21 protein-coding genes and 1 riboswitch are annotated in these 26,114 nt (G+C 33.8%); of the genes, 13 read left to right on the top strand and 8 right to left on the bottom strand.

The features are described from left to right. Positions 1-52: 52 nt before the first annotated feature. Positions 53-1,399 carry an alanine/glycine:cation symporter family protein gene (locus tag RTP52_RS06250; RefSeq protein WP_312369926.1) on the bottom strand — a complete coding sequence of 449 codons (1,347 nt, stop codon included), beginning with the start codon at positions 1,397-1,399 and terminating at the stop codon, positions 53-55. A 135-nt stretch (positions 1,400-1,534) separates the two neighbouring features. Then, positions 1,535-1,621: riboswitch (glycine riboswitch) on the bottom strand. A 610-nt stretch (positions 1,622-2,231) separates the two neighbouring features. Here RTP52_RS06250 and dapF point away from each other — a divergent pair. From dapF to RTP52_RS06235, 3 genes are all read left to right on the top strand, one after another. Further along, a complete protein-coding gene (dapF, locus tag RTP52_RS06245) occupies positions 2,232-3,080 on the top strand; it encodes a diaminopimelate epimerase (protein WP_312104583.1) in 849 nt (282 codons plus the stop codon). 369 nt (positions 3,081-3,449) lie between these two features. Then, positions 3,450-5,870 carry a glycosyltransferase gene (locus tag RTP52_RS06240; protein WP_312369924.1) on the top strand — a complete coding sequence of 807 codons (2,421 nt, stop codon included), beginning with the start codon at positions 3,450-3,452 and terminating at the stop codon, positions 5,868-5,870. 102 nt (positions 5,871-5,972) lie between these two features. Continuing rightward, complete coding sequence (locus tag RTP52_RS06235; RefSeq protein WP_312369922.1) at positions 5,973-7,115, top strand: polysaccharide pyruvyl transferase family protein; 1,143 nt, start codon at positions 5,973-5,975, stop codon at positions 7,113-7,115. A 69-nt stretch (positions 7,116-7,184) separates the two neighbouring features. Here the strand turns inward: RTP52_RS06235 and RTP52_RS06230 are convergent, their stop codons facing one another. After that, entirely contained in the window at positions 7,185-7,964 is a 780-nt protein-coding gene (locus RTP52_RS06230) for a nucleotidyltransferase domain-containing protein (protein WP_312104591.1), read from the bottom strand. Next, positions 7,961-8,545: a GTP cyclohydrolase I gene (gene folE / locus RTP52_RS06225; RefSeq protein WP_312104593.1), complete on the bottom strand. Its 585-nt coding sequence runs from the start codon at positions 8,543-8,545 to the stop codon at positions 7,961-7,963. The genes RTP52_RS06230 and folE overlap by 4 nt, the downstream gene beginning before the upstream one ends. A gap of 217 nt (positions 8,546-8,762) precedes the next feature. Between folE and RTP52_RS06220 the strand changes: the two genes are divergently transcribed. The 5 genes from RTP52_RS06220 (at position 8,763) to RTP52_RS06200 (ending at position 15,826) form a co-directional block, all read left to right on the top strand. Further along, the gene (locus RTP52_RS06220; protein WP_312104595.1) at positions 8,763-9,200 is read left to right on the top strand and encodes a GatB/YqeY domain-containing protein; all 438 of its coding nucleotides are present in this window, start codon (positions 8,763-8,765) and stop codon (positions 9,198-9,200) included. Between the two features lie 422 nt (positions 9,201-9,622). Next, positions 9,623-10,852, top strand: coding sequence for a glycoside hydrolase family 3 protein (locus RTP52_RS06215; protein WP_312369920.1), 1,230 nt, complete (start codon positions 9,623-9,625; stop codon positions 10,850-10,852). A 267-nt stretch (positions 10,853-11,119) separates the two neighbouring features. After that, positions 11,120-13,075 (top strand): type I pullulanase, encoded by a 1,956-nt coding sequence (pulA, locus tag RTP52_RS06210; protein WP_312369918.1) that lies wholly within the window; start codon positions 11,120-11,122, stop codon positions 13,073-13,075. A 245-nt stretch (positions 13,076-13,320) separates the two neighbouring features. Beyond that, positions 13,321-14,769, top strand: coding sequence for a hypothetical protein (locus tag RTP52_RS06205; protein ID WP_312369917.1), 1,449 nt, complete (start codon positions 13,321-13,323; stop codon positions 14,767-14,769). 379 nt (positions 14,770-15,148) lie between these two features. Next, complete coding sequence (locus RTP52_RS06200) at positions 15,149-15,826, top strand: deoxynucleoside kinase (RefSeq protein WP_312105007.1); 678 nt, start codon at positions 15,149-15,151, stop codon at positions 15,824-15,826. A 125-nt stretch (positions 15,827-15,951) separates the two neighbouring features. On the opposite strand, the gene RTP52_RS06195 is transcribed toward RTP52_RS06200, so the two are convergent. Next, positions 15,952-16,434: an acyl-CoA thioesterase gene (locus RTP52_RS06195; protein ID WP_312105004.1), complete on the bottom strand. Its 483-nt coding sequence runs from the start codon at positions 16,432-16,434 to the stop codon at positions 15,952-15,954. 115 nt (positions 16,435-16,549) lie between these two features. Between RTP52_RS06195 and RTP52_RS06190 the strand changes: the two genes are divergently transcribed. The 3 genes from RTP52_RS06190 (at position 16,550) to RTP52_RS06180 (ending at position 19,808) form a co-directional block, all read left to right on the top strand. Then, the gene (locus tag RTP52_RS06190; protein ID WP_312105001.1) at positions 16,550-16,894 is read left to right on the top strand and encodes a hypothetical protein; all 345 of its coding nucleotides are present in this window, start codon (positions 16,550-16,552) and stop codon (positions 16,892-16,894) included. Positions 16,895-17,339: 445 nt separating this feature from the next. Next, positions 17,340-18,596 (top strand): HD-GYP domain-containing protein, encoded by a 1,257-nt coding sequence (locus RTP52_RS06185; protein ID WP_312104998.1) that lies wholly within the window; start codon positions 17,340-17,342, stop codon positions 18,594-18,596. A gap of 249 nt (positions 18,597-18,845) precedes the next feature. After that, positions 18,846-19,808, top strand: coding sequence for a Gfo/Idh/MocA family protein (locus tag RTP52_RS06180; RefSeq protein ID WP_312369915.1), 963 nt, complete (start codon positions 18,846-18,848; stop codon positions 19,806-19,808). Between the two features lie 323 nt (positions 19,809-20,131). Here RTP52_RS06180 and RTP52_RS06175 read toward each other — a convergent pair whose 3' ends face one another. From RTP52_RS06175 to rpsT, 4 genes are all read right to left on the bottom strand, one after another. Further along, positions 20,132-22,237, bottom strand: a complete 2,106-nt coding sequence (locus RTP52_RS06175) for a hypothetical protein (protein WP_312369913.1) — start codon at positions 22,235-22,237, stop codon at positions 20,132-20,134. Further along, positions 22,212-23,111, bottom strand: a complete 900-nt coding sequence (locus RTP52_RS06170; protein WP_312369911.1) for an ABC transporter ATP-binding protein — start codon at positions 23,109-23,111, stop codon at positions 22,212-22,214. Before RTP52_RS06170 ends, RTP52_RS06175 begins: the two co-directional genes overlap by 26 nt. After that, positions 23,098-23,460 (bottom strand): GntR family transcriptional regulator, encoded by a 363-nt coding sequence (locus RTP52_RS06165; protein ID WP_312104988.1) that lies wholly within the window; start codon positions 23,458-23,460, stop codon positions 23,098-23,100. The genes RTP52_RS06170 and RTP52_RS06165 overlap by 14 nt, the downstream gene beginning before the upstream one ends. A 668-nt stretch (positions 23,461-24,128) precedes the next feature. Further along, a complete protein-coding gene (gene rpsT / locus RTP52_RS06160) occupies positions 24,129-24,392 on the bottom strand; it encodes a 30S ribosomal protein S20 (protein ID WP_330694454.1) in 264 nt (87 codons plus the stop codon). Positions 24,393-24,625: 233 nt separating this feature from the next. Between rpsT and gpr the strand changes: the two genes are divergently transcribed. Together gpr and RTP52_RS06150 are read left to right on the top strand one after the other, a co-directional pair. Further along, on the top strand, positions 24,626-25,549 hold the full coding sequence (gpr, locus tag RTP52_RS06155; RefSeq protein ID WP_312107225.1) for a GPR endopeptidase: 924 nt from the start codon (positions 24,626-24,628) through the stop codon (positions 25,547-25,549). Between the two features lie 6 nt (positions 25,550-25,555). After that, a partial coding sequence (locus RTP52_RS06150; RefSeq protein ID WP_312369908.1) for a hypothetical protein occupies positions 25,556-26,114 on the top strand: 559 nt, incomplete at its 3' end.

Below are 26,114 nucleotides of genomic sequence, written 5' to 3'. Positions count from 1 at the left end.
CCTTTCCTTCAGATGATAATTATAGTTCATCTTATGATAATTAAAGTTCCTCTTATATATTTTTAAAATAAGCCCTAGTTTCTGAGAGTACCACTTTCCTTAATCCTAACAAACCAATTAGATTAGGAATTGCCATTAGAGCGTTCACAATATCTGCAATTATCCATACTAAATCAAGTTTTATATAAGCTCCGATTGCTACTAATGCAATAAATATATATCGATAAATTTTGATTGCTTTTATTCCAAATAGATATTCCGTACAACGTTCTCCATAATAGTTCCAACCAATAATCGTTGTAAAAGCAAAGAAAACTAAACCAATTGTCACGATAAATTTGCCTAAATTAGCTGTAGGTAATCCAGCTGCAAACGCATAATTTGTAATAGCTGCTCCTTCTAGATCTAATTGCCAAGATTGTGTTACTATCAAAACCAAACCAGTCATTGTACATACCACAATAGTATCAATAAAAGTACCAGTCATTGAGATTAACCCTTGACGAACACAGGATTTGGTTTTTGCTGCCGCTGCTGCAATAGGGGCACTTCCAAGACCTGATTCATTCGAGAAAACACCTCTAGCAACACCATTTTGTAAGGCTTGTTTCACTGTAGACCCTAAGAATCCACCCGCAGCCGCAACTGGTGTAAATGCACTCTTAATAACTAGTTCAATCGCACCAGGAAGTAATTTTGCATTTAATAGTAAGATAACAATAGAGCTTAAAATATAAAAAATAGCCATAAAAGGTACAATGATTTCAGCTACTTTTGATATCCTCTTTATACCATTTAAGGTAACCAATGCAACAAGAATTGTAACTATTGTTGCAGATACTACGATCGGTACATGAAAGGCTACTTTCGTTGCTTGGGTTATGGAATTAATTTGAGCAAACGTTCCAATTCCAAAGAAAGCTACCCCAATACCAAAGAAAGCAAATAATTTAGCTAACCATTTAAGTCCTAATCCTTTTTCTATATAATACATAGGCCCACCAGACATCTGCCCATTGCCATCTACAACACGATATTTAACAGCTAATAATCCTTCTGCATATTTGGTTGCCATACCAAAAAAAGCTGCTACCCACATCCAGAAAAGCGCACCAGGACCTCCGACTTTAATTGCAGTTGCAACACCCACAATATTGCCAGTACCAATGGTTGCAGCTAAAGCAGTACATAATGCTGCAAAACTGCTTACATCACCTTCTGCCTTAGCATCTCCCTCTTCTTTTGAAAATAGATATTTTAATGCCAGTGGTAATTTGAATACTTGAAGTAATCCAAGACGTACGGTAAGATAGACTCCGGTTCCAACTAATAATATTAAAAGTGGTGCCCCCCATACGAAAGAGTCAATTTGATTTAGAACTTTAGTGAATTGATCCATTTTAATCCTCCATTTTTATGCATCATTGAAAGGCAATGTAAAGCGCCTCTCCTTTAAGTAAATTTTTGGAGATATAAATGGGAAAAGATAAGATATAAGTCAGATTAATATATAAACTGATATTTGTAAAATATGTTACCCATCCCTGTCCTTTTACCTGAGAGTTTGACCTTTCGGCTTGCTCCTTCGGTGCTCTTATCGAGTCTCTCCAAGGCTTCATCCAATAGCGGTCATCTCTAATCAAATCGACTGATTAGGTACCTGAAAGATTTACTTCTTCGGTGGATGTAGAAACATCGCTCTCCCACTATCTTCATCTGAATTTTATTAATAGTTAGTATGTTAATATACTTTTCATAATTTTGCAAATGTTTTTTATAAGTAAAATAATTACAATAATTCATGACTAATACTTGACAGTAAAAGTTCTATAACTTTAAGAAGCCTGTAAATCTAATTCTATGATATATAAAAGAGCAGAAAATGCAATATGTCGAGCAGAAATGGATATGTTATAGTTAAAATATGTTGTGTATTATATAAGTAGTGAGATAATGCTTACAAAACAAAGTGGAAGGTAAGCTTATCAGAAATGCTTGCAAAGCAAAGTAGTAAAGCATGTTGCAATGAACGCAATATTGAGTAGAAAAAGAAACTTATAGCATAGCTTGCAATACTAATTAGGAAGAAAAACTTGTTATAATGCTCAATATAGAAAGATACAATGATAAAAATAGTAATTAAGAAATCAAGTTTAAGCATTAAATATAATGATAGAAAAACAGAAAAAGAATGTATTTTTGTATGTTACATAACTGAAAGGGGTTAAACTATGGAATTTATCTTTGAGAAATATCACGGAAATGGAAACGATTATTTAGTATTTGATACCAAAAAATTTGAATATGAACTGAAAAGTTCACAAATTCGTGAAATATGTGACCGTCACTTTGGAGTAGGTTCTGACGGTATTTTGATGGGACCTTACGAAAAGGAAGATGGAATTTATGTGCGCATCTTTAATCCAGATGGAAGTGAAGCAGAGAAGAGTGGGAATGGAATCAGTATATTTGCACAGTTTTTAAAAGACCATAAGTATGTAACAGGGGATGTTATTACTATCAATACCTTAGGAGGACCAATAGAAATTCATTACAGCAATGATAAAAATGGCACCCTAAATGTTGCAATGGGTAAAGTTTCTTATATGAGTGATGAGATTCCTGTAACAGGTGAACCTAGAGAAGTGATTGAAGAAGCAATGGAATTTCAAGGACAGAAGGTAATTACTACCTGCTTAACCATTGGAAATCCACATTGTGTCATTCTAAGAGATGAATTAGTGAAGAAGGAAGTTAAGAGCTTAGGTAAACTTATTGAGTCTGATGAGCACTTTCCGAATAAAATCAATGTGCAGTTTATGCAAGTATTGAATCGGGAAGAAATCGTGATTGAAATCTATGAGCGCGGAGCTGGATATACCTTATCATCTGGTAGTAGCAGTTGCGCAGCTGCTAACGTTGCCTATAAATTAGGGTTAACAGACCGTAAAGTGAAAGTTCATATGCCTGGTGGAACTGTAGAGGTAGAAATCGAAGAAGATGGTATTACTTATATGACAAGTCATGTAAAACGTATCGGAAAGATTATTACTGCAGATGTTTTTATAGAAGAATTATAGAAAAATTATAGAATATATACATGGCAAGGAAAAGTTCGTGAAGCGGACTTTTCCTTGTTATGTATAAAATGTACGCCTAGCCAACTTCCCTTTGTTAGATAATAAAATAGGAAACCTAATTTGTATGACTATTGAGCACGGTAATGTTACAAATAAGGTTTCTTTATTTTGTATAATTAAATTGCCATGTTTATGGGATAAAATCTCTCTTTGGAATTTAATGAAATTATATAGCTTGGAATATGATTATTTCACTACAGCTGTAGAACAATATCGTTTATTAACGAATTAAATTGTAATAAGTAGCAATTTATTATATAATGAATGAGAAAAAAACTAAGTAACCAAAGGATAGCGGGGAATAAATCGATGAATTTTAACATTGAAGGCAAAATTTCCAAGATAAAATCTACTGGAAAAGTTTGCAATCGTAATTCGTATTATTTGAATAAACGAAAGAAACCAATAAAGGAAACAGCTATTTTGTTTGAATCGAAGGCAGGAGCTGATTTAGCTGGTAATATTTTTTACTTGTTAAAGGAATTAACGAAGAAAGAATATTCCAAGTTTCAATGCTACCTTAACGTTAACTTATCTAATAAAGATAGAGTTAAAAAGTTGCTTTGGAAGTATCAGATAAATAATGTCATACTTCTTGAAATGAATTCGAAAAAATATTTAGAGATGTTAGCTACCGCAAAGTATATAGTGAATGATACTAGTTTTCCAACTTGGTTTTATAAAAGACCGGAACAGGTTTATTTAAACACTTGGCATGGAACACCTCTGAAACATATGGGGTATGAAGTCGAAAATCGAGCATTTGCAATGGGGAATATTCAGAAGAATTTTCAGATTACAGATTATTTATTATATCCAAACGACTACATGAAAGAAAAGATGATTCATGCGTATTATCTAGAAAATACGTACCAGGGTAAAATTCTCTGCGAAGGATATCCTAGAAATGCAATCTTTTATCAAAAAGAGCGGGCAGAAATAATTCGTAAAGAATTAGAGTTAACAGACAAACAAGTGATTGTCTATATGCCAACTTGGCGTGGTACTTTAACAGAAAGCACTAATACGGAGCAGGTAGAAGCTTGTGCTTGTAACTTTGCAATACTTGATAAACTACTGAATGACAATCAGGTGTTCTATGTAAAATTCCATGTATTTTTACAAGGACGCTTTGATTTTAGTGAGTATAAACACATCAAGCCCTTTCCAGAGGGTTATGAAACGTATGATTTCTTAAATTCAGCGGATATTTTGGTAACCGATTATTCTAGTGTATTTTTTGATTTCGCAAATACGAGAAAGAAAATTGTTTTATTTACGTATGATCGGAAAGATTATCTGGATGAAAGAGGTCTCTACATTCCTCTCGATTCACTTCCATTTCCGCAAGCAGAGAATGTAACAGAGCTATGCGAAGAATTTAATTTACCAAAAACATATGACGATAAGGAATTTTTAGAAAAATTCTGTACTTATGATAATATCGATGCAGCAAATAAGATTGCAAAGCATGTTTTTCTTGGACAAAAAGTATGTAAAGAAGAAAAAGCGAAAGGGAATGGAAAGCCAAATATTCTTGTCTATTGTTCGAACTTAGCGATGAACGGCATCACGACCTCTTTATTAAATCTTATGAGTTTAGTAGATAAAGAGAAAGCAAATTACTATTTCTTTTTTAAGCAAAATCAATTTACAAAGACTCCTATGCGTTTATCGGTTCTACCACCGAATACAGGATTAATGCCACTTTGCGGAAGTACCATAGAATGGAAATGGATGGAAGCAGTTTACCATAAGTTATATTATCGATTTAATAAAGACTCAAAATTTTTGCAAAAGCGCTTGAATCGACTCTATCAAAGAGACTTTGATAAGCGTTTTCACAATGTTCGAATCGATGAAATTGTGCATTTCACCGGTTATGCTCCAGATATCACCTTGTATTTACAGCAATCAGAGGCTAGGAAGGTTATCTTTGTCCATAATGATATGTATGAGGAATATAAAGAAAAGAAGAATTTTCACTTTAATATTCTTAAGCATGCGTTTGAAACCTATGATAAGATTGTTGCGGTTAGTGAAGCAACGAAAGACTCCATTAAAAAAGTCGGTAATTTTATGGACAAGGTAGAAGTTTTACAAAATGCTCATAATGTCGATGGAATCTTAGATAAGGCAAAACTTCCGTTTGTTATGGAGGAGGAGACTGAGCTTTCCGTTCCTTATGAAGACTTTACTAGGATGCTAGAAGGTGATTCTACGAAATTTATAACGATTGGACGATTCTCACCAGAAAAAGGACATATGAAATTGATGTCAGCATTTAATGAGTTTCATAAGAAACAACCAAACACGAAGCTTATCATCATTGGTGGTTATGGTACCTTATTTAAAAATACGGTAGATTTTTCAAGGAAATTAGAATGTGCGAACGATATTTATATTGTAAAATCAACTTCAAATCCATTTACCATACTAAAACAATGCGACCTATTTCTTTTACCATCTGATCGTGAACCACTCGGGTTAGTATTACTAGAAGCAGATACGTTAGGAGTTCCTATTGTTGCAACAGATATTCCGGGTTCCGGTGATTTTTTAAGAGAGCATCATGGTTATCTGGTAGAAAACAGTGAGAAGGGATTAAGAAAAGGTATGGAAGAGTTTATGGAAGGCAAAGTAAAACCACTTAACATCTCTTTTACGAAATATAATCAATCTATAGTAAAACAGTTTGAAGATTTAATCGGAGTTAATCATACAAAATAGATATCATACAATTTTATAGTGCTGGATACAGCCTACTATAAAATTGTATAAATATTTGGTATGAACATGTGGGTAGTAAACAACGGAGGTAAAAAAAGAAAGATGAAAGTTGGAATTGTAACCATCTCCTCAGCACACAATTATGGTTGTATGCTGCAAGCTTGGGGGCTACAAGAATATGTTAAAAAGTTAGGTTATGAAGTTGATATTATAAATCTTCGATTGGACTGTATCGATACTCTATATAAGCCGCTAAATTTGTATAAAGGGTTAAAGGATGCAAAAAGATTTCGTAAAATTCGCTCAGGTTTATGGCTTAATTTGAAGAAAAAAGGTATTCGTGCTAATCGTAAATATAAGAAGTTTGAGTCATTTATAGCAAATCAATTGCATACAACAACACGCTATCGTAGTTATCAAGAGCTTGTAAATTCTAAAGTTGGAGATAAGTATGATATATTAATTACTGGCAGTGATCAAGTATGGAACGGAGCAATTACTGGGGGATTAAATAGAGCCTTTTTTCTGAACTTCACGGAAAAACCAGTGAGAAAATTATCCTTTGCTTCCAGTGTTGGGAAAACAGAATTAAAAGATTATGAAAAAGAGTTTTTTAAACAATATCTAAAAAACTTTGATGCTATAGCAGTAAGAGAAGAATCTGCAAAGGATATGCTAACTCCTTTAACAGACAAGTCTATTGATGTGGTAGTAGACCCTACGTTATTGTTAGAAGTGAAAGATTTTGAAAACTTAAAGAAAACACCAAAATTCAATAAGGGTTATATTTTTGTACATGTCATTAACGCAGACAATCAAGTTCGCCCAATTGCAGAAAAGTTATCAAAGCTTACAGGACTTCCAGTGATTCATAATCGTCCTGATAAACGCTATAGTAACGAGTTAGGACGTTTTGATGATGCAGGAGTGGAAGAATTTTTAGGTCTAATAGAAAATGCAGATTATGTAGTTACGAACTCTTTCCATGCAACTGTATTTGCAATTATATATCAGCGTAAATTCTTTACGATACCTCATGAGAAGTATCCAGAAAGAATGGTACATTTACTAAATACCTTAGAATTAACGGATTTCTTAATCAAAGATGCAATAGAGCTTCCTTCTAACCCTACTGGGTTAGATTATCATTATGATAAGGTGCATAAGCTTTGGGATAGCCAAAGAAAGCAATCACAGGAGGTCTTAAAGAGAGAGCTAGGAATTGCTACTGTAGATAAAAAATAATAAAAGAACAAAGTGTCTTCACCACTCAAGGCTTATTAAGTCTTTAGCTTGAGGTTGAAGACACTTTGTTTATTTGACTGCAAAGGATATTAATGGGCTGACAAAATTGGTTTTTAATGCTTCTTTCGCTTTCTCTATAACGATATAAGTTAATTCTTGATATTTTTCATACCACCACATTACATAATGGTATTCATTTCTAAGCCGGAAGGTCTTAGAATTATATTTATAGGCACGTTTAAGTCGGTATAACTTTTCATAATTTTCAAAGGTAAATGGCATCGTTATATCTTGGAATGAGCAGCATTGTTTTGCTGGTGAAAACTTTTTAAAGTCAACTACTAGATGAAGATAGCATAAAAGAATACATGCATTTCTAGTATAATGTGCAATTAAGTTCATTAAGTGCTCGGCTGAAATTCGATGATTAATGAAAAATTGATATTCCTCTTCGATAGTTTCAATATTATCATAGATATGATCTAGTACATCAATATTAGGAGGTAGTGAATCAAATGCACGATGTATGAAATCCGTTTTGGAATAATAGATCTTTGCATATAGTTTAAGGTACCAACACCAATAATCCCCATTAGCGCACATATTGGCAAATTTACTCTTAGTATAAATAGATAACCACGTCGTTGGAACATGAAGAACTTTCGCAATTTGCTGCTTTATAGATAATAATCTTTTCTTGGAGCAGTCCCCGATAATAATTAGCATATCAATATCACTAAATTTATCGAATTCTTCATTAATATACGAACCAAAGAGCGCAAAAGTCTCTATATAATAGGGACTTGGTGCAAGTTTAAAGTTACGGTTATTCACTTCAAATTCTATCATACAAGCCCACTCTCCTTTGTGTTAAATGACAGAGGATTATGTTGAAAGATTCCACTTGTTAAGATTGTACATGTCGTAGCATGAGTCTTTTGAATTCCACGTGAGGTCATACATCCGTGTTTGCCCTCAATTTTAATAAAGATATCATTACTTTCCGTAATTTTACCAAGTATCTCTAAAATATCAGAGGCTATCCTCTCTTGAATTTGCAGCCTCTTACATACCATATCTGCAATACGTGCTATTTTACTTATTCCAATAACTTTATGAAGTGGTTTATATCCTATTGTGATATGCATATCGTATATTAAAGACATGTGGTGTTCACAAAAGCTAAAGCATTCAATATCATTAATCCAGACAATGCCGTTTGTGAGAAATATATCTTGTTCTTCTTCAAAGCATTTATTAAACATGGAAACGATATCGTCGTTCGTATATTGAATTCCTAGAAAAACTTCCTCATACATATTCGCAACACGTTTCGGTGTATCAATTAAACCTTCTCTTAAGGGGTTTTCTCCAAGAGCAACTAAAATATTAGAAACGCTCTCTTGAATTATCTTTTTGTTAATACCCATTTCTTTCACATCCTTTTCGTAAGAGTAGAGCATAATACTCTCTAAGATAATATATTCGTTTCGACAGAAATGATGAATAAATGACACAATACAACAAGGCGAGGTTTTGTTTTTAAATTGACCGTTGACAGCTTCATTAAAATGGAAGTACAATAACAGTCAAAGCAGATATTCGCAATACGCTAAGGCTACTTGCTCATATAAAGGAGGAATAACAATGCAATTTGAAACATTACAAAAAGACATGGTGACTGCAATGAAAGAGAGAAATAAGAGTCGAAAAGATAGTATCTCTTCTCTAATTTCTGCAATTAAAAAGGTAGCGATTGATGAAGGTCAGCGTGATAATATCACGGAGGAACTTATTGACCGTGTTATCTTAAAAGAGTTAAAGACAGTAAAAGAGCAATTAGATACTTGCCCTGATGAGAGAGTAGATTTAAAAGCAGAGTATCAAGCTCGTTATGATGTAATTCAGGAATATGCTCCTAAGCTAATGAGCGAAGATGAAGTGATTGAATTCATTCAATCTAATTTTGCTGATACTGTAGCTACAAAAAATAAAGGGGAAATCATGAAAGTAGTCATGAAGGAACTAAAAGGCAAAGCAGACGGTAAGGTAATTAATCAGGTTGTTGCAAAACTTTGTGAGTAAAAAAAGAGTATTCCAAAAGGTATGTGCTTTTGGAGTACTCTTTCTTCAATTTAACCAAATAAGGAAAGGGACTTGCCTGTTTTAATATGCCATGTAGTGGCAATGAGGTAGAGCTGGTAGCGTAAGCGGATTGCTTATATCCGCTTTTACTTGTAATCATCCTGTTGATTTATAAGGTAAAGCTCTTCTTCTTTAAGATTAAGGCTTAGGATAAACCAAGTTATGTAAATTTACTACGAAAGATTTATGAACTAAGATTCATGAAATCGTAAGAATTAATATGAATTTTTATGAGATAATAAAAAGAAGTAAGGTGATGGAGTAAGAGAAAGATTTTTAATCTTTCTCTTGTCAAGTTTGTGCTGCGTTAAACTTGGGCCATTAGCTGCTCCTAAAAGATAGTCGCAGCATGGAGGCTAAGAATGAAAAAAACTAAATCGATATATTGCATTTTACTTATGATATTAGTTTTACTAATCAGTGGATGCAGTAAGAATTCAAAAAGCAGCGGTAATGAAAGTCAGAAAGACATATTGCTAACGCCAATCATAGAAGAACCTTCTGCAGGACTAACGGTTACACCAATAGAAATAACGATTTTACCAACTGCGATACCTACAAGGCCTCCAGAGGAAGACTCGGAAAGTAAGCGTGTAGCAAAGAATTTGATGCATACGATGACTTTAGAAGAAAAGGTTGCGCAGATGTTTTTTGTACGCTGCCCAGAGGAACATGCGCAAGACATATTAGAAGAATACCAATTTGGCGGATACTTACTATTTGCAAGAGACTTTGAAGGCGAAACGAAAGAGAGTGTAACAAAGAAAATAACGAAGTATCAAGAGGTATCCAAGATACCAGCATTTATCGGTGTAGATGAAGAAGGTGGAACGGTAAACCGTGTCAGCAAATATCCTGCTTTTCGAGTTAAGCCATTTGAATCGCCAAGTAATCTTTATAAAAAGGGCGGATTTGATGAAATAAGTAAAGATACAAAGGAGAAATCCGAGTTATTATTATCCCTTGGCATCAATCTAAATTTTGCTCCAGTTTGTGATGTTGCTAGTTCAAGTAAAGACTTTATTTATCCTAGAGCATTTGGAACAGAGGTAAAAAAGACCTCTGAGTATGTAACCTTGGTAGTAAAAACTATGAAGGAGATGGGGATTGGTTCTGTATTAAAGCATTTTCCTGGGTACGGAAATAATGTGGATACTCATACTGGCATTGCTATTGATAAACGAGATTATGAGACATTCCAAAACAATGATTTTTTACCGTTTAAAGCAGGAATTGATGCTGGTTCACCATTTGTTTTAGTATCACATAACATTGTAGAATGTATGGATGATAAGTTACCTGCATCCATATCAGAGGTAGTTCATCGTATACTAAGAAATCAATTAGGATTTAATAGCCTTGTTATTACAGATGATTTGTCAATGGATGCCATTACGACTTACACCGGTGATGAAGCTGCTGCAGTCCTTGCAGTAGAAGCAGGCAATGATATGCTATGCTGTACCAATTATAAAGAACAGATCGCTGCTGTAGTTAGTGCAGTAAAAAGCGGTAAGATTACAGAAGAACGGATCGAGGAATCGGTACTTCGTATACTACAAACAAAATATGATATGGGAATTATAAAATAATTCTTTTATGGCTGTTACGCTATTCATGGATTCATTAACTGTAACAGCCATTTTTTTACGGATATCCTTATAAGTATTCTTAAGATAGGCTTTCTATTAGAAATCCTTCTATATATCTTAGAGTTAGGTTTATATTAATTTTTGGTATATTCTTATACGAAAAGAGTTTTCGAAAATACATAAAATATATTCGAAAAATATAGTAATTAAAACAGTATTATGATATAACTAAATTAGGAATACAGAATGGGAAGGGCGGTTCATACAATGAATGAGTTTTGGAATTCAGTAGATGATGAAAAACGATATTATTATGATGGAAATGATTTGGGATGTACTTACACTAGCCAAAGCACGAAATTAAAAGTTTGGGCGCCAACAGCCTCGATGGTTGTTGTGAATCTTTATAGAAATGGAAATGATGGAGAATCTTATACCACTGAAATAATGAAAAAAGAGGAAAGTGGTATCTGGTCCGTTTGTCTTAACGGTGATTTTGAAGGAGTATATTATACTTATCTTGTTACAGTAGATGGTCAAACCAAAGAAGCTGTAGACCCTTATGCAAGGACGACTGGCTTAAATGGAAAAAGGGGAATGATTATAGACTTAGAGAAAACCAATCCAATTGGATTTCTTGAAGAAACAAAACCTAAGTTTGAATCCTTTACGAATGCTATTATTTATGAAGCACATATCCGTGATATATCCATGGAATCTGATTCTGGTATCAAAGAAAAGGGAAAACTACTCGGCTTTACAGAACATAATACTAGAAATTCGGATGGTTTAACTACAGGACTATCACACATCCTAGATCTTGGAGTAACACATATTCATTTACTGCCATGCTTTGATTATGCCTCTGTAGATGAAAAAGACAGCTCTATATTTAATTGGGGATATGATCCAGAAAACTATAATGTTGTTGAAGGATCTTATTCTACAAACCCTTATGATGGTGCTGTAAGAGTGAAAGAATTTAAGACATTAGTCCAAACGCTGCATAAGAATGGGCTTCGTGTTATTATGGATGTTGTCTATAACCATACAATGGAAACAGAAGAGTCCAATTTCAATAAGATTGTTCCAAATTATTATTATCGCAAAGTTGGTGAAAAATTTTCGGATGCCTCTGCTTGTGGAAATGAAACAGCTTCTGAGCGTTTGATGGTACGTAAGTTTATTGTAGATTCTATTATCTACTGGGCAAAAGAATATCATATGGATGGTTTTCGCTTTGACTTAATGGGAATTCATGATATAGAAACAATGAATGAAGTTAGAACGGCATTAGATCAAATAGACCCAAGCATTATTTTATACGGGGAAGGTTGGGTAGGTGGAGACTGTCCTCTTCCAGTGAATCAGCGAGCAATGAAGACCAATATGAGTATGATGCCAGGTATTGCGGCATTTAGTGATGATTTTAGAGATGGTCTAAAAGGAAGTGTCTTTCTAGCAGAGGAGAAAGGGTTTGCAACTGGTGATAGTGATAAGAAAGAAAGTGTAAAATTTGGCGTAGTTGCAGCAACCTCTCATCCGCAAGTTAACTATAAAAAGGTGAATTATAGTGATTCTCCTTGGGCTCTGGAGCCAGCACAGTGTATTAATTATGTATCCGCTCATGATAACTACACGTTATGGGATAAAATAGCTTGCTCTTGTAAAGAGGATTCTTATGAAGTTAGAGTGAAAAAGAATAAACTTTGTGCTGCTATTGTATTTACCTCACAAGGAATACCATTTTTACAAGCTGGTGAGGAGATGTTACGAAGCAAGCCATCCACCGAGGTAGCAGGAGAGTTTGTAGAAAATAGCTATAATTCTTCCGATAGTGTCAATTGTATTAAGTGGTCCAACAAAGTGAATGTAATCGATGTCGAAACCTACTATGAAGGTCTTATAAGGTTTCGTAAGGAACATAAAGCACTACGGATGCAATCTGCAAAAGAGATATCAAAACGATTAGTCTTTTTGCCAGAAGAAAGAGAGGATGTTATATCCTATTTCATTCAAGGTGATTTAGATGATAAGACATTATGTATTATTCATAACTCTTCCGAGGGGAAAGTGACCATAACACTACCTGAGAGTGATTGGATCGTTTATATCGATGGAAATAAGTCGGGCGTGGAGCCACTCTATGAAGTAAAAGGAAATACGGTAGAGGTTGATCCGATTTCTTGCATGGTTCTTGTGAAAGATAATATTAAGGCATAATTATTTAAGTAACCGTTTCTTTCCTTCGATATAATTCAATGATTTCTTTATCGAAGGAAAGAATGATTTAACTGCTCTCTTGGCAATATCGGAGGAAAGAACGTTTAAAATTACTCTTTTGGCAATGTAAAAAAGAGTAGAATATAATCCATGATAGTTCTTACCGATAGGAGAACATACTCCATTTTCTGCATATTAAAAATAAGTTATATTTTATGGAGAAGCAGATAAAGGAGGAGCTATTGATGGATCAAAAAGCATATGGAATTCATATGGGACCTGCCAAATGCGCAGTTGATTTGGGTGATGGTAGTGAGAGAGGCGGATATGTTAATCAGGATTACATCTTGCAAAAACTAGATCGTCCGCATCGAGCTATTAGTTTAATGTATTGTTATTATCCACTGGATAAAGGCTGGCCAGGGCGTGCTAGTGTAGCTCATGCAAGTGATTCTGTATCATTTGCTTGGGATTATCCTTACGATGATTATTTTACTTATAAAGGCGGCTTAGATGGAAATTTATCAGACGAGCCTTTTCCTTATATGAGAGACGTAAGAAAGCACGGTCAAGACGTACTTCTTACACTTACCATCGACCCTCATGTATCAGATGAGCATTTAATAGCAATTGCAAAGGATCTAACAACTTTTGGTAGGGTACAGCTTCGAATCAATCATGAGGCTACTGGTTCGTGGTTTTCCTTTAATAAACGATGTACTTACCAAGAAGTTGCTGATTTTTATGTACGGTTTCATAAGGTTGTAAAGGAATATGCACCAAATGTGCAAACAATTCTCTGCATCGGAGGTATCGAGGATGAGAATGCCACAGAGATGCTAAAAGAAAAGGAATTTACAGAAGCAGTGAAAGCGACTGATATCTGGTCTGTAGATAAGTACATAACACTTCATTATGGTTGGCCATATGATATTGCAGAAAGAGGTGGAAAATCTCATTACTGTAAAACAGCGGAGGAGACATATCGTCTAGCAAAATTAAGTTATGATCGCTTCTGCTATTTAAATGGTGGCAGCAAAAAGCCTATGGTGATGTCGGAACTCAATGCGGATGGAGACGTAACTGGGCAAATCAAACAGGCGAGCATCATGAAAGAATTCTGTGATTTTATTAAAGAAGATAAGGAACAATGGTTAAGCGGTTTTACGATGTATCAATTCCGTGATGATGGAAGATTAGGTCTTGAAATGACGGATCCGAATAACAAAGACGTTGGAATCGAGCAACCATTATTACAGGAGTATAAAGAGATAATTCATGATGACTTCTTCCAACCGGTAATGACAACGAAAGAAGAGACAACATTTCCTGTAACATTGCGCTGGGGCGGGAGTGAAGACGCCGATGGTGTTACAATGCCAATTCACTTAGAGAAGAATCCGGTTTTCTTTGAAGTTTATTTTGAAGAGGAATTAAAAGAACTAAATCTCATGATGTGTATCGAGAATATGTGGTTTTATAAAGCCCCTGGAGTAACTTGCATTGACATTATGCCAACCTTTTGGAAAAATCCTTTGTCTGAAAAAAAAGAGGTATCATTAATACTTTTCGCACCTCCTTCCGACGGCGAAAATAAGAACACTGGTTCCGCTGATTGGATGGTAAATTCATATACCGTATTACCAATATTACCGAAGATTCGTATCCGTTATGAGCCAACGGAAGCATGCTAGCTATCTGATCTATAATTTCGTATAACAGCATCACAAGAGGGAATTCTTATAGTTATTGATAATTCTTATTTCGTCCTCTGTTATAAGTATTGTTACCAAATATTTCTCATTAAAAAATCTAAGATAATGAAATGTTTTAGAATCATTTATGGTATAATGCATTAGTTATGTTTTGTAGGAAAACTAAAAAGATGCCATATGATGTAGGGTGAAATGAAAAAACATCTAAATGTTGTGGTTTGCCTTTTAAATATGGAGAGGATATGGTAATATAACCTTACGCAGCGGAGCTGCTGTAAGGTTACGAGGAAGTAGCGAAGCGGATTCCGAGTATCTGCTTTGTCGAAAAGATAATTTTTTGTAACAGGAAGGAAGAGCAGTGGTGATTGTAGTTGGCGGAATGATTGGTTTAGGGAAGACAAGTTATGCAACAATGCTAGGAGAGCATTTCCATACAGAAGTTTTTTATGAAAGCGTGGAAGGTAATAAAATATTGCCATTATTTTATACATCAAGCGAAGAAGAGATACAGAAAAAGAGGTATCCTTTTTTACTTCAATTGTGGTTTTTGGATACAAGGTTTCGTTCCATTAAGCAAGCGTTTACAAATCAAAACAATATACTTGATCGAAGCATTTATGAAGATTGGTATTTCGCAAAGAAAAATATGGAGCTTGGTCGAATCTCAGAATTAGAGATGGAGATTTATGATAAACTGCTTCATAACATGATGGAAGAATTAAAGGGAATGCCAAAAAAAGCCCCCGATCTTATGATTTATTTGAAGGGGAGTTTTGAAACGGTAATAAAACGAATAAAACTTCGAGGTAGGGAATTTGAGATAGACAACAGTTTAATAGATTACTATCGTTTTCTCTGGGAAGGTTACGATGATTGGGTTCAGAACTACTATAAAGCAAGTGATATCCTAATCATCGATACTGATCATACGGACATCGTGAATAATGAGGAAGATCGCGTACGAGTAATTCGGGATGTTGAAGAGAAGCTTAAGCAACAAAGATCGAAAGACGAAGTAAGCGGTAGGGTAGAGTAAATATTAATAAGTGTAATGAAACAAAAAAAGTAAAGCATTTCATCGGAATAAATAAGAGAAGCAGAGCTCCAGTTATTAAAACTTGGAGTCTCTGCTTTTTTTAAGATATGTGATCATTCGGAAAATTAGTAACCTTCCGCTTTTCTTTGTTTTCTAAGAGTATGGCGCTTGATTGCAGCATCCCATTCTGCTTGTTGTTCCACAGTTTCAATTTTTAAACGAGGAACCTTTTTTGGTTGTTCATTTTCATCTAGAGCTACCATAACGAAATAAGCTCGATTAATTGGATAACGAGTACCTTTTTTGTTCTCTACATACGTGTCAATACGTACTTCCATAGAGGAATTACCAACATAAGTTACACGTCCAACCAATACAACGATATCATTTAAGTGTGCTCCATGTTTAAATTGCAAATTGTCTATAGAAGCAGTAATTACATTTCCGCCGGAATGACGCATACCAACGATACCTGCTAATTCATCAATCCAAGCGAGAAGTTGACCACCAAATAAACGCCCAGAACCATTTATGTGAGCCTGCATAACAATATATGTTTTTTCTGTTAAGGATTCAGAAACTCTTTTCTGTATTTCTTCTTGATTCATAATTTTCTCCATTCTAGCCCCAAAACCGTACAAATACTCAATTAAGGTTTGGGTATAATAGTATTGTAATCTTATCACGAACTATATTTTTTTGTCTAGTGGGGAGGAACATATTTTGGATTTAATACTTAACTATGTAAATCAATTTGATGGAATAAAGAGAGAATGGATTTACGAATTTACAGAGTATATGAAGACGAAACATCCAGATATTAAACCGGTTCTATGGTTTCGTATGCCAACCTATCGTATCGGTACGTTGTTTTTCGCTTTTTCAGTAACCCAAAATCATTTTACTTTTCATACAAATGATGAAGAATGTATGGAAATATTAAAAAGATCCCTTCAACATGCATCCTTTGGAAAGCGTTCTGCTAAGATGAAATACAAGTATAAATCAGAGACCTATGTGATTTATAATATGATAGAGTTTATTGTTAATAAAATGTGTAGGCTTTGATTTCCCGTTCTTTCGTACCACGGATAGTTCTGGGATAGGCGCGAAGTTAGTATGTTTTATATGCTATTACTCCATTAAAATCAAATTGATTCACTATAGCCAGCATTTTAAAAGGGGAGGATGATTATTTACATGGGTAGTACTTAAAATTGTGAACAATGAGAGGCATAAAATTTATAAAATATTGATAAAAAAAGAGGAATGTAATTTTCTCTACTTTCATTATTTACAAAATGTGTTATAATTAGTCAATAAGTGATATTTTTCTAATAACGTAATTGTATTTTTTGAAGTGGTGAATCCTCTTTGTTCTAATAGAGTTTTTTGCAAGTGTATATTCATGACAAGGAAAAATTCCCGAAGTGTGCTTATTCTTGTTGACAGATTGTATGTTTTCAATTACTAGGATATGAAAGAATCACAGATTATTTTTCTGGAGAGTATGATGAAAGCAATAAGTAGTGAAAATGTAAATGAAATTATTTGCAGAACATTAAGTATAATCAATCCTAAAATTATTAAACATGGTGAGATTACGGGTTATATCTTATATAAAATGTTGGAATGTGAACATGTATATTCGGATCATGATTTAGTTGACTATACTATGTTAAGTATCCTACATGATATTGGTTTATATAAGGAGCCAAATGTGCAGAATGTAGTGGATTTAGATTCAAAAGATGTATGGTCACATTCCATCTATGGTTTTTTATTTTTAAAGTATTTTACTCCGTTAAAAGATAAAGCAGAAATCGTTTTATATCATCACATTGACTATAATCGCTATCATTTGATTTCTAGTAAATACCTACATATCATAGAGTGTTTAAATTTAGCGGATCATATGGATACTTTTATGCATCTACGACAAGATGATATGGAAAAAGATTACTTTGTAAAGTACCGAGACATAAAATTTTCTGGAAAAGCACTTGATTTATTTTTTCGAGCAGAGGCAAAATTTAAAATAACTGAAAAACTTGTAAATGGCACCTATAAAAAAGAATTATCTGAGTTTCTATCTAAAAAAGTATTCTCTGAAAAATATAAAAAAGGATTTTTAGAAATGCTTGTTTATACAATCGATTTCCGAAGCGAGCATACTGTAATTCATTCCATGGCTACTGTGAGTTTTGCAAGACAACTTGGAAGATTAATGCGACTAAGTGGTGTAGAACTTCATAACTTATACTACGGGGCGCTGCTTCATGATTTAGGTAAATTAGCGATACCGTTAGAAATTTTAGAATCACCAGGACGTTTATCCGCAGAAGAGATGAAAATTATGAAAGCTCATGTCCGCATAACGGAGATGATTTTAGAAGGTGTAGTAGACCAAGATGTATTGGAGATAGCGGTACGGCATCATGAAAAATTAGATGGAACAGGGTATCATAAAGGACTTACTAAGGAGGATTTGACGCTACCGCAACAAATCGTAGCAGTAGCGGATATTTTAAGTGCACTTTATGGAAGGCGTAGTTACAAAGATTCTTTTGAGAGCGATAAGATAAAAAAAATTCTTTGGAATGATGCTGAAAATAATAAGATAAGTAAACCGGTTGTGGAATGTCTTCTAAGAAATTATGATAGCATTATATCTAAGTTTGAAACAGAAAAGCAGCAAACGATCGGATTGTACCTAGACATAAAGGAGCAATATGAAGTTATTGCTCAAAAGTTTACTACGTATTTATAATTAGTTTTTGGTAAGGCGTGTGGATTATTATAAATAACGTTACCTTGACTGTTGTTGAGTTGATGATCCTAAATAGAATATAAAAGTAAACGGCAGTTTTGATATAACCTCGAAAGCTGTCGTTTGCTTTTTATACGATATCTAATAACACCGCTAGTCTAAAGTTTACAAAAGCATTTAATGTGTAGAAAAATGTAAAAAAATATGGTAAATTAGAATCATCAACTATAGAGGAAGGAAAATACTGATATGAAAACAATAACCTGGGGAATGATAGGCTGCGGGGACGTTACTGAGGTAAAGAATGGACCTGGCCTTTATTTAGCAGAAAATTCAAAACTAAAAGGGATAACGAATCGAACAAAATCAAAGGCTATTGATTGGGTTAATAGACATCAACAAGGTATCGTTTATGATTCCGTTGAAGAATTACTAAAAGATGAGGAAATCGATATTGTATATATTTCTGTTACTCCGGATAAGCATATGGAATATGCCATTCAGTGTGCGAAAGCTGGAAAGCACTGTTTGATTGAAAAGCCATTAGCTATGGCATATGATGAAGGAGTAGCAATTAGGGAAGCATTTAGAGAAGCTGGTAAAAAGGCATATGTAGCATTTTATCGTAGAAACTTAAATCGTTTTATTAAGATAAAAGAAATATTAAATAGCGGAAAAATTGGGAAGGTGTCACAGTTTCATATACATCGTTATGTGAGCCCAATTACCGACCTTAATGCATGGAGAGCAAAGCCTGAGGTTTCAGGGGGGAATGTTTTTACAGAAACCGACATACATATCCTTGATTATATGGATGAATTATTTGGTGAAGTTAAATATTTTCAATTCATGAAAAATAGTTTAAATGGGAATGATTTTGATAGTTTGGTTGTTAATTTTCAGTATGATAATAACATAAGAGGTACTGGTAATTGGTTTTATAATGCGGAAATAACCCGAGATTTTGTTGAAATTATTGGTGAGAAGGGAATCATATCTTTTGACTTCTTTCATAATGATACTCCAATTCTTCTTGAGACAATAGAAGGTAAGGAAGAAATTCTCGTGAATGATTCAATTCATGTTGGCTTGGCAATGGAGCTAGCGATTGTCAATGAATTAAACGGTATTGGTGAATTTCATGGGAATATAGATACTGCGCTAAGAACCTTAAAAATTACGGATATTATTTATCATAGCGAAGCAAGGTAGTTTGTTAGCAGTTTTTCAATATAATGTATAATATTGAAGAAATTAATATAAAAGATATGTGAATAGATAGCATAGAAAGCTAAGCGATAGAAGAAGTAAATAAAGAGATAAAAAGGCAGATAGAAAGAATATTAATACAAATAGAAATTGCTAATATACACCTTTGACACTAAGTATAAGAGCATTGTTTACTACACACGTAATGAATTGTAGTAACAATGCTCTTATTCATAACAATAATTTTCCGATGAGGTTATGAGCAAGTAGCGTAAGCGGATTTCGAGTATCTGCTTTGATTAAAATAAGAATAATAACATCTTTTTTTATGGCATTGATTTTAATTCTCTTTTGTTATACTTATTAATAAACAATTTATTATATAATTCTTCTGCTAAATCAGAGTATTCTGGTGGAATTACATAAGACCAATCTCCAACCATAATACGATAACAAGGAGTAGTTGTGATATATTGATATTGAGCATGTTCTAATAAATTAATGATTTCATCTTTAAATAGTTCAATTTGTTCTTGACTAGCATATTCTGGATATATCTTAGTGTAATAGGAATAATTACCATAATAATATAAAGGATTATCAAACCATTCATTCGTAGGAGCAGCGATTCCAAAGTTACCTTCTATTAAGATACGATTGTAAATGTTCTCTGCAGTAACCGTACTCAATTTCACATAATTATCTGCGAAGAAAGCTAATGTTTCTGAGTAACTCTCAAGTACAGGAATCTTACCAATCTTATATCTGGTAGTATTTTTTGGAGTTAAATATTCCTCCATGGTTAAATTCTTCATATCCTTTGCAAGACATTGATATAATTCTTTTGTTTTTTCTTTGCTCAAATCAATACTGGAGAAATCAAACACATCCGTAATATTTGCTTTGTCTAGCTTGGAATTTTGTTTTATGAATTGGTCAATAAATTCTTCACTTAGGTCGATTGACGCCAGTAACATTCTTTGATCAAAGCGTACACTGTAAAATCTTGTGTAGTCAATGCCATTTTTTACATCAAAAGTTATTTCGATATCATAGGTTGTAAGATAAAGATTATTATACCTATTCAGTGTTACTTCTTTCGTCTCTGTGGCTGGAACTTCAGCATATTTACTTTCCAGAGGCGTCACAACAGCATTTGTTTTTTTGCTTTCTTCATAATCCTCTAATACTCTTTGATGAAATGCTAATACTGCTTTAATATTCTCTGGATCTTTCAGCGTAACAGAATAATCATAAGTATTAGTTTCAGGATCAAGAGCCCCGTTATAACGTATGGTTACAGAATTTATATTTGTAATGTCAGTGGTTCGATAAACAATACCGAATAATTCCGTTTTATCAACAACAAAAATACTACAACCTGCTATAGCAGAAATTATCGCAAATCGAACGATGGAACGATAGAATTTTTGAAAACCTCGATTTGTGATTACTTCAAACGTTAAGAAGATAAATGCCAATAGGGATAGGCTTGTTATAAAGTTAATATTCATCTGGTAGAAGTAAGCAGCTAATAAAAACGTTAGTGAGGTCATAATAAAGTAATAGAAGATACGGTTCACAAATCCGGTACCTACGCTTTCTGCTTTTCTACGTATAAAGTTTCGATAAGATAACCAAAGCATAGCAAGAGTCATCAAAAATGCTAAGAAAAGTGTCCATAATCCAGTTGCACTATAAAGTAGACGATTAAGATTAGTACCAAGGTATAAGAGTATACCTCCCGGACTGGTAAAATAAATCAATCGCTGAAACAAGATACGAAAACTAATTCCAAACAAACGATTTAGTAAAAGATACCCAACGGAATAGATTACTCCCGGTATTAGTAGATTTACATATAAACTAGCAGTTATAGCTTCGAAAGTATTCCCAACACAACTTAATACCAGTACTGTTAGGGTATATAGGAATATTAGTCCTATCATAATAAACAGGTAAGTAAAGAAGGCTAAGCGTAACACTTTATGGAAGGAGTCATCCATGGTTACATTATTTTTTAAAAAATAATTAACAAATTTTGTTGTACGTAACAGAAGTAATATCATACTAATTATAAATTGTCCAAGGATGGGAATGATATATAGGATTAGGCCGCTTAGGTAATCACTAAAGAATAACTCCCTCCTGGTAAGTGGTAATTTTAAAACATCATCAATTTTTGTCTTTTGATAGAGATAATCAAATAAATTAAGTGGTATTACCAAAGCTAAGGCACCTACTACAATTGATGCTAAGATACTAATCCATAAGGAACTACGTGATTGAATATCATAATAATAATTATTTAAAACAAACAATGGTCCAGATAGGAGGTTTGTAATAATTAGTATGGTCCAAAAGCGTTTATTTTTTAACTTTTCTTTTAAACTACTGCGAAAAAAGCTAGTGGTCGATGCCGTTTGCGTCATATCCGTTTGCCTCCATTTCATAGATAAATATTTCTTCCAGTGTTAGTGGAATTTCCTCGAGTAGGATCGGACGAAAGTGAGATAAATAGGTCTTGATTTCTTCGATATCGCCACGTACCCCCATGGTTATTACACTTCCGATCTTTTCACTTTGAACGATAGACAATCCTTCAAAATCCTCCACAGAATAATCTCTTGAAAATGCCACTTGAATTTTATGAAATCCTTCATATACACTCTGTAAATCTTTGCTAAATAGAAGTTTACCTTCATGAAGTAGCGCAACATTGTCACAAATATCATTTACCTCTTTTAAGTTGTGGGAGGAAAGTATTAGTGTAAGTTTACGATCAAGCATTTCATCTACTAAGATACGCTTCACAATAATTCTCATTGCAGGATCTAATCCATCAAATGCTTCATCCATTAACAGATATTTCGTACCAGAAGAAAGTCCAATAATAAAAACGGCCTGTCGTTTCATACCCTTTGAAAATGTTGACATTTTTTTATCTGTTGGTAATTTTGTTACCTTTACTAGGCGTTTAAATACTTCTTCATTAAAATTTCGATAATATATCTTGTAGTGATTTTTTAGTTCAACTATAGTCATGTTTTGATATTGCACAGTTTCATCATTGATAAAGAACATATCTGACTTTGCTTGTATATTATCATAAACGGAAGCTTCATCGATCAGCACTTCGCCCTCGTCTGCTTTATAGATACCGCTAAGCAAGCGTAAGAGTGTGGACTTACCAGCACCATTCGAACCTAATAATCCGAATGCGGTACCATCCTCAATTGTTAAGCTGATTTGATCAAGTGATAAGTCGCCACCAAAGCGTTTTGTAACATTTTTAAATTCGATCATTTTCGATCACCTCAATTCTATTTATTAAATCTTCTTTTAAGAGGCCTTTGGAGAGCGCATCAAGCACAGCTTCGTCAAAGTTCTTCATTGCTTTATCTTTCAGAGACGTATCTTTTAATGGTGCAATAAAACTGCCACGCCCAACAACAGAATAGATGACACCATTATGTTCTAGCTCTTGATACGCTTTTTGTACTGTATTTGGATTAATACCTAGTTCTTTTGCTAAAGCTCTTACACTTGGTAATTGGTCATTCTCATGTAAAACGTCTTTCATCATCAGTTCCATAATTTTTCCTGAAAGTTGTTCATAAATTGGAACTTTAGAGGTAAGATTTACTTGAAACATACTTGAACTCCTTTCCATTATTATTCATACTTGTTTGTCTTTCCGATCGTAAATTGTTAGGAAAAATAATTCACATTTATTCATGACAACCTATGTATCCCAAGATGGAAACGACTAGAATGACTATAGCATATTAAGTGTATTAATACAAGTAGTACAGTTCAAAATTAATAATATTTAAAACAATGGTAACAATTAAAGTATTTACAAAAAGATTAGTTAATATATATTGAAATTTCTATTGACCGCTCAAGACAGATTAGCGGTAGATTATCTAGAGGGGATAGGAGTGTAGATTTATTTGAGAAAGGGTTAAAGAAATAGAAAATCAGAGAAGAACTCATTGAGTAGAAATCAATGGAGAACTTATTACATAGAAAATTAAGGAAGAACTCATTGAATAGAAATCAGAAATTATTGAAATAGAAATAGGAGAAGAATTCATTAAATAAAAATAGGAGAAGAATTCATTAGATAGAAATAGGAGAAGAATTCATTAGATAGAAATAGGAGAAGAATTCATTAAATAGAAATAGGAGAAGAATTCATTAAATAGAAATAGAAGAATTCAATATATAGAAATAATTAAGAAGATATTTTTGCATAGATTATAATTTAAATAAAAAAATGAGAGTGCAGCAGCACTCCCACATTATATACTATAAAAATTAAGCAATAGAATTAACAGCCTTTGCTAATCTACCAACTTTTCTAGCAGCAGTCTTCTTGTGGTAAACACCCTTAGAAGAAGCTTTGTCGATAGCAACTACAGCATCCTTTAAGCTCTTAGTAGCAAGATCTTTATCGCTGGCAGCCACAGCAACTTCAACCTTCTTTACTAAAGTCTTAACTTTAGACTTGATTGCCTTATTTCTTAATGTTTTTGTCTCAATAACCTTAATTCTTTTCTTAGCAGACTTAATGTTAGCCAATCTGTACACCTCCAAATAACGTTCTTTTATAATATGCGCATGAAAGTTCGCTATAGATCCGGACACGGACGCTCTGTAGTGAACATACTGTTATATAATAGTACAAAACATTTTATATGTCAATACATATTTTATCCTAAAATGTAAAAGAATAAACCAAGATGACCCGTGAACTATGTGAAAATACGGTCATGAATTACTAGAAGTCAGCATAGGATAGAAGGAGAGTATGAATGAAGAAAGGCTATGAAGATATTCGGACAGACTTAGCGTTAGAGGTTAGGGAGAGTTTTGAAGACGATGATGTTGAAATCAAGGGTGTCGTTTTAGAAGAAGATTATATAAAAGAAAAAGATTTGAAAATAACTACGGTTATCATCAAAGATGAACAAGGTGCTAAGGCTATGAGAAAGCCGATGGGAACCTATATAACAATAGAAGCGCAAAAACTATCGGAAAAAGATGACGAATATCACAGTTCCATCAGTGATGAAATCGGTAAGTACATCCGAAAACTGATTGGTGAAGATAGAGAAAAAGGTGTAATGGTAGTGGGATTAGGCAATCGCGAGGTAACTCCAGATGCTCTAGGTCCATGGGTTGTAGATAATTTATTTATTACTAGGCATTTGATTAAAGAATATGGTGATGAATTTAAAAAGAGAAATAAATTAACTTGTGTCAGTGCGTTGGCCCCAGGTGTAATGGCTCAAACGGGGATGGAGGCAGTGGAAATCATTCGCGGTATTATGAAAGAGACCAAGCCTTCTGTTATCTTAGCAATCGATGCGTTGGCTTCTCGTAGTGTTAGTCGAGTTAATACAACGATTCAAATAAGTGATACCGGTATTAGTCCAGGAGCAGGAATAGGGAATAATCGAATGGCGTTAAATGAAGATAGTCTTGGCGTAAAAGTTGTTGCCCTAGGGGTACCTACGGTAGTAGATGCAATGACGATAATTCGAGATTCCATGGAAAATATGTTAAATAGCCAAGGTTTTTCCCAAAATGAAGTTCAAAGCTTCTTTTCGGAAGTAACTAATCAGGAATCTTTTCATAATATGTTTGTAACACCAAAAAATATTGACGAATCTATGAAATGCATCAGCTTTACGTTATCTGAGGCAATCAATTCGTGTTTTTGCGGAAGGAGCTAAGTAAGCATGAGGCATCGTTTTAGGAGATATGAACTCATTTTTTATCGCATCATTCTAACGTGCTGTATTATTGTTGCAAGTTTTATTATATTCCGAGGCATCGTTGTATTTGCCTCGGAACAGATGACCAGTGTAGCAAAAAAGGCGGGTGTCAGCTTTATTGAATCACTCTATCTGAATGCCACTTCCTCTTGTAATGAATTATTTGGTTATGTGAAACGGGATGAGGTATCCGATACTACCTTATTACATACGGTCGCCGAAGACTTTTCAATTAATTATTATGCCTCTCATCAAGGAAAACAAGTGTTTCATGAACAAAGAGAAGAAGAGGATATTAATTATCAGGACACACTTGAGTATGTCAATCTAGCAGATTACAAAGAGAATATGGACGAGGACTATAGAGATACATCGAAAGAGGAGCAACTAGCGTGGTCACAACATGTATCAGATGGTTCAAATAGTAGTATGGAAGAACTGGCAGAAGAGGAAAATAGGAATTACAGTAGTGATAGTTTAAACGGTAACGATATTTTTGATAAGGAAGATGACACCACTGACC

The sequence above is a fragment of the Lachnoclostridium sp. genome (assembly GCF_031997925.1).
Lineage (GTDB): Bacteria > Bacillota > Clostridia > Lachnospirales > Lachnospiraceae > Lachnoclostridium.
The sequence above is the reverse complement of the archived record's forward strand: the minus strand, read 5'-3'. Positions and strand labels throughout refer to the sequence as shown.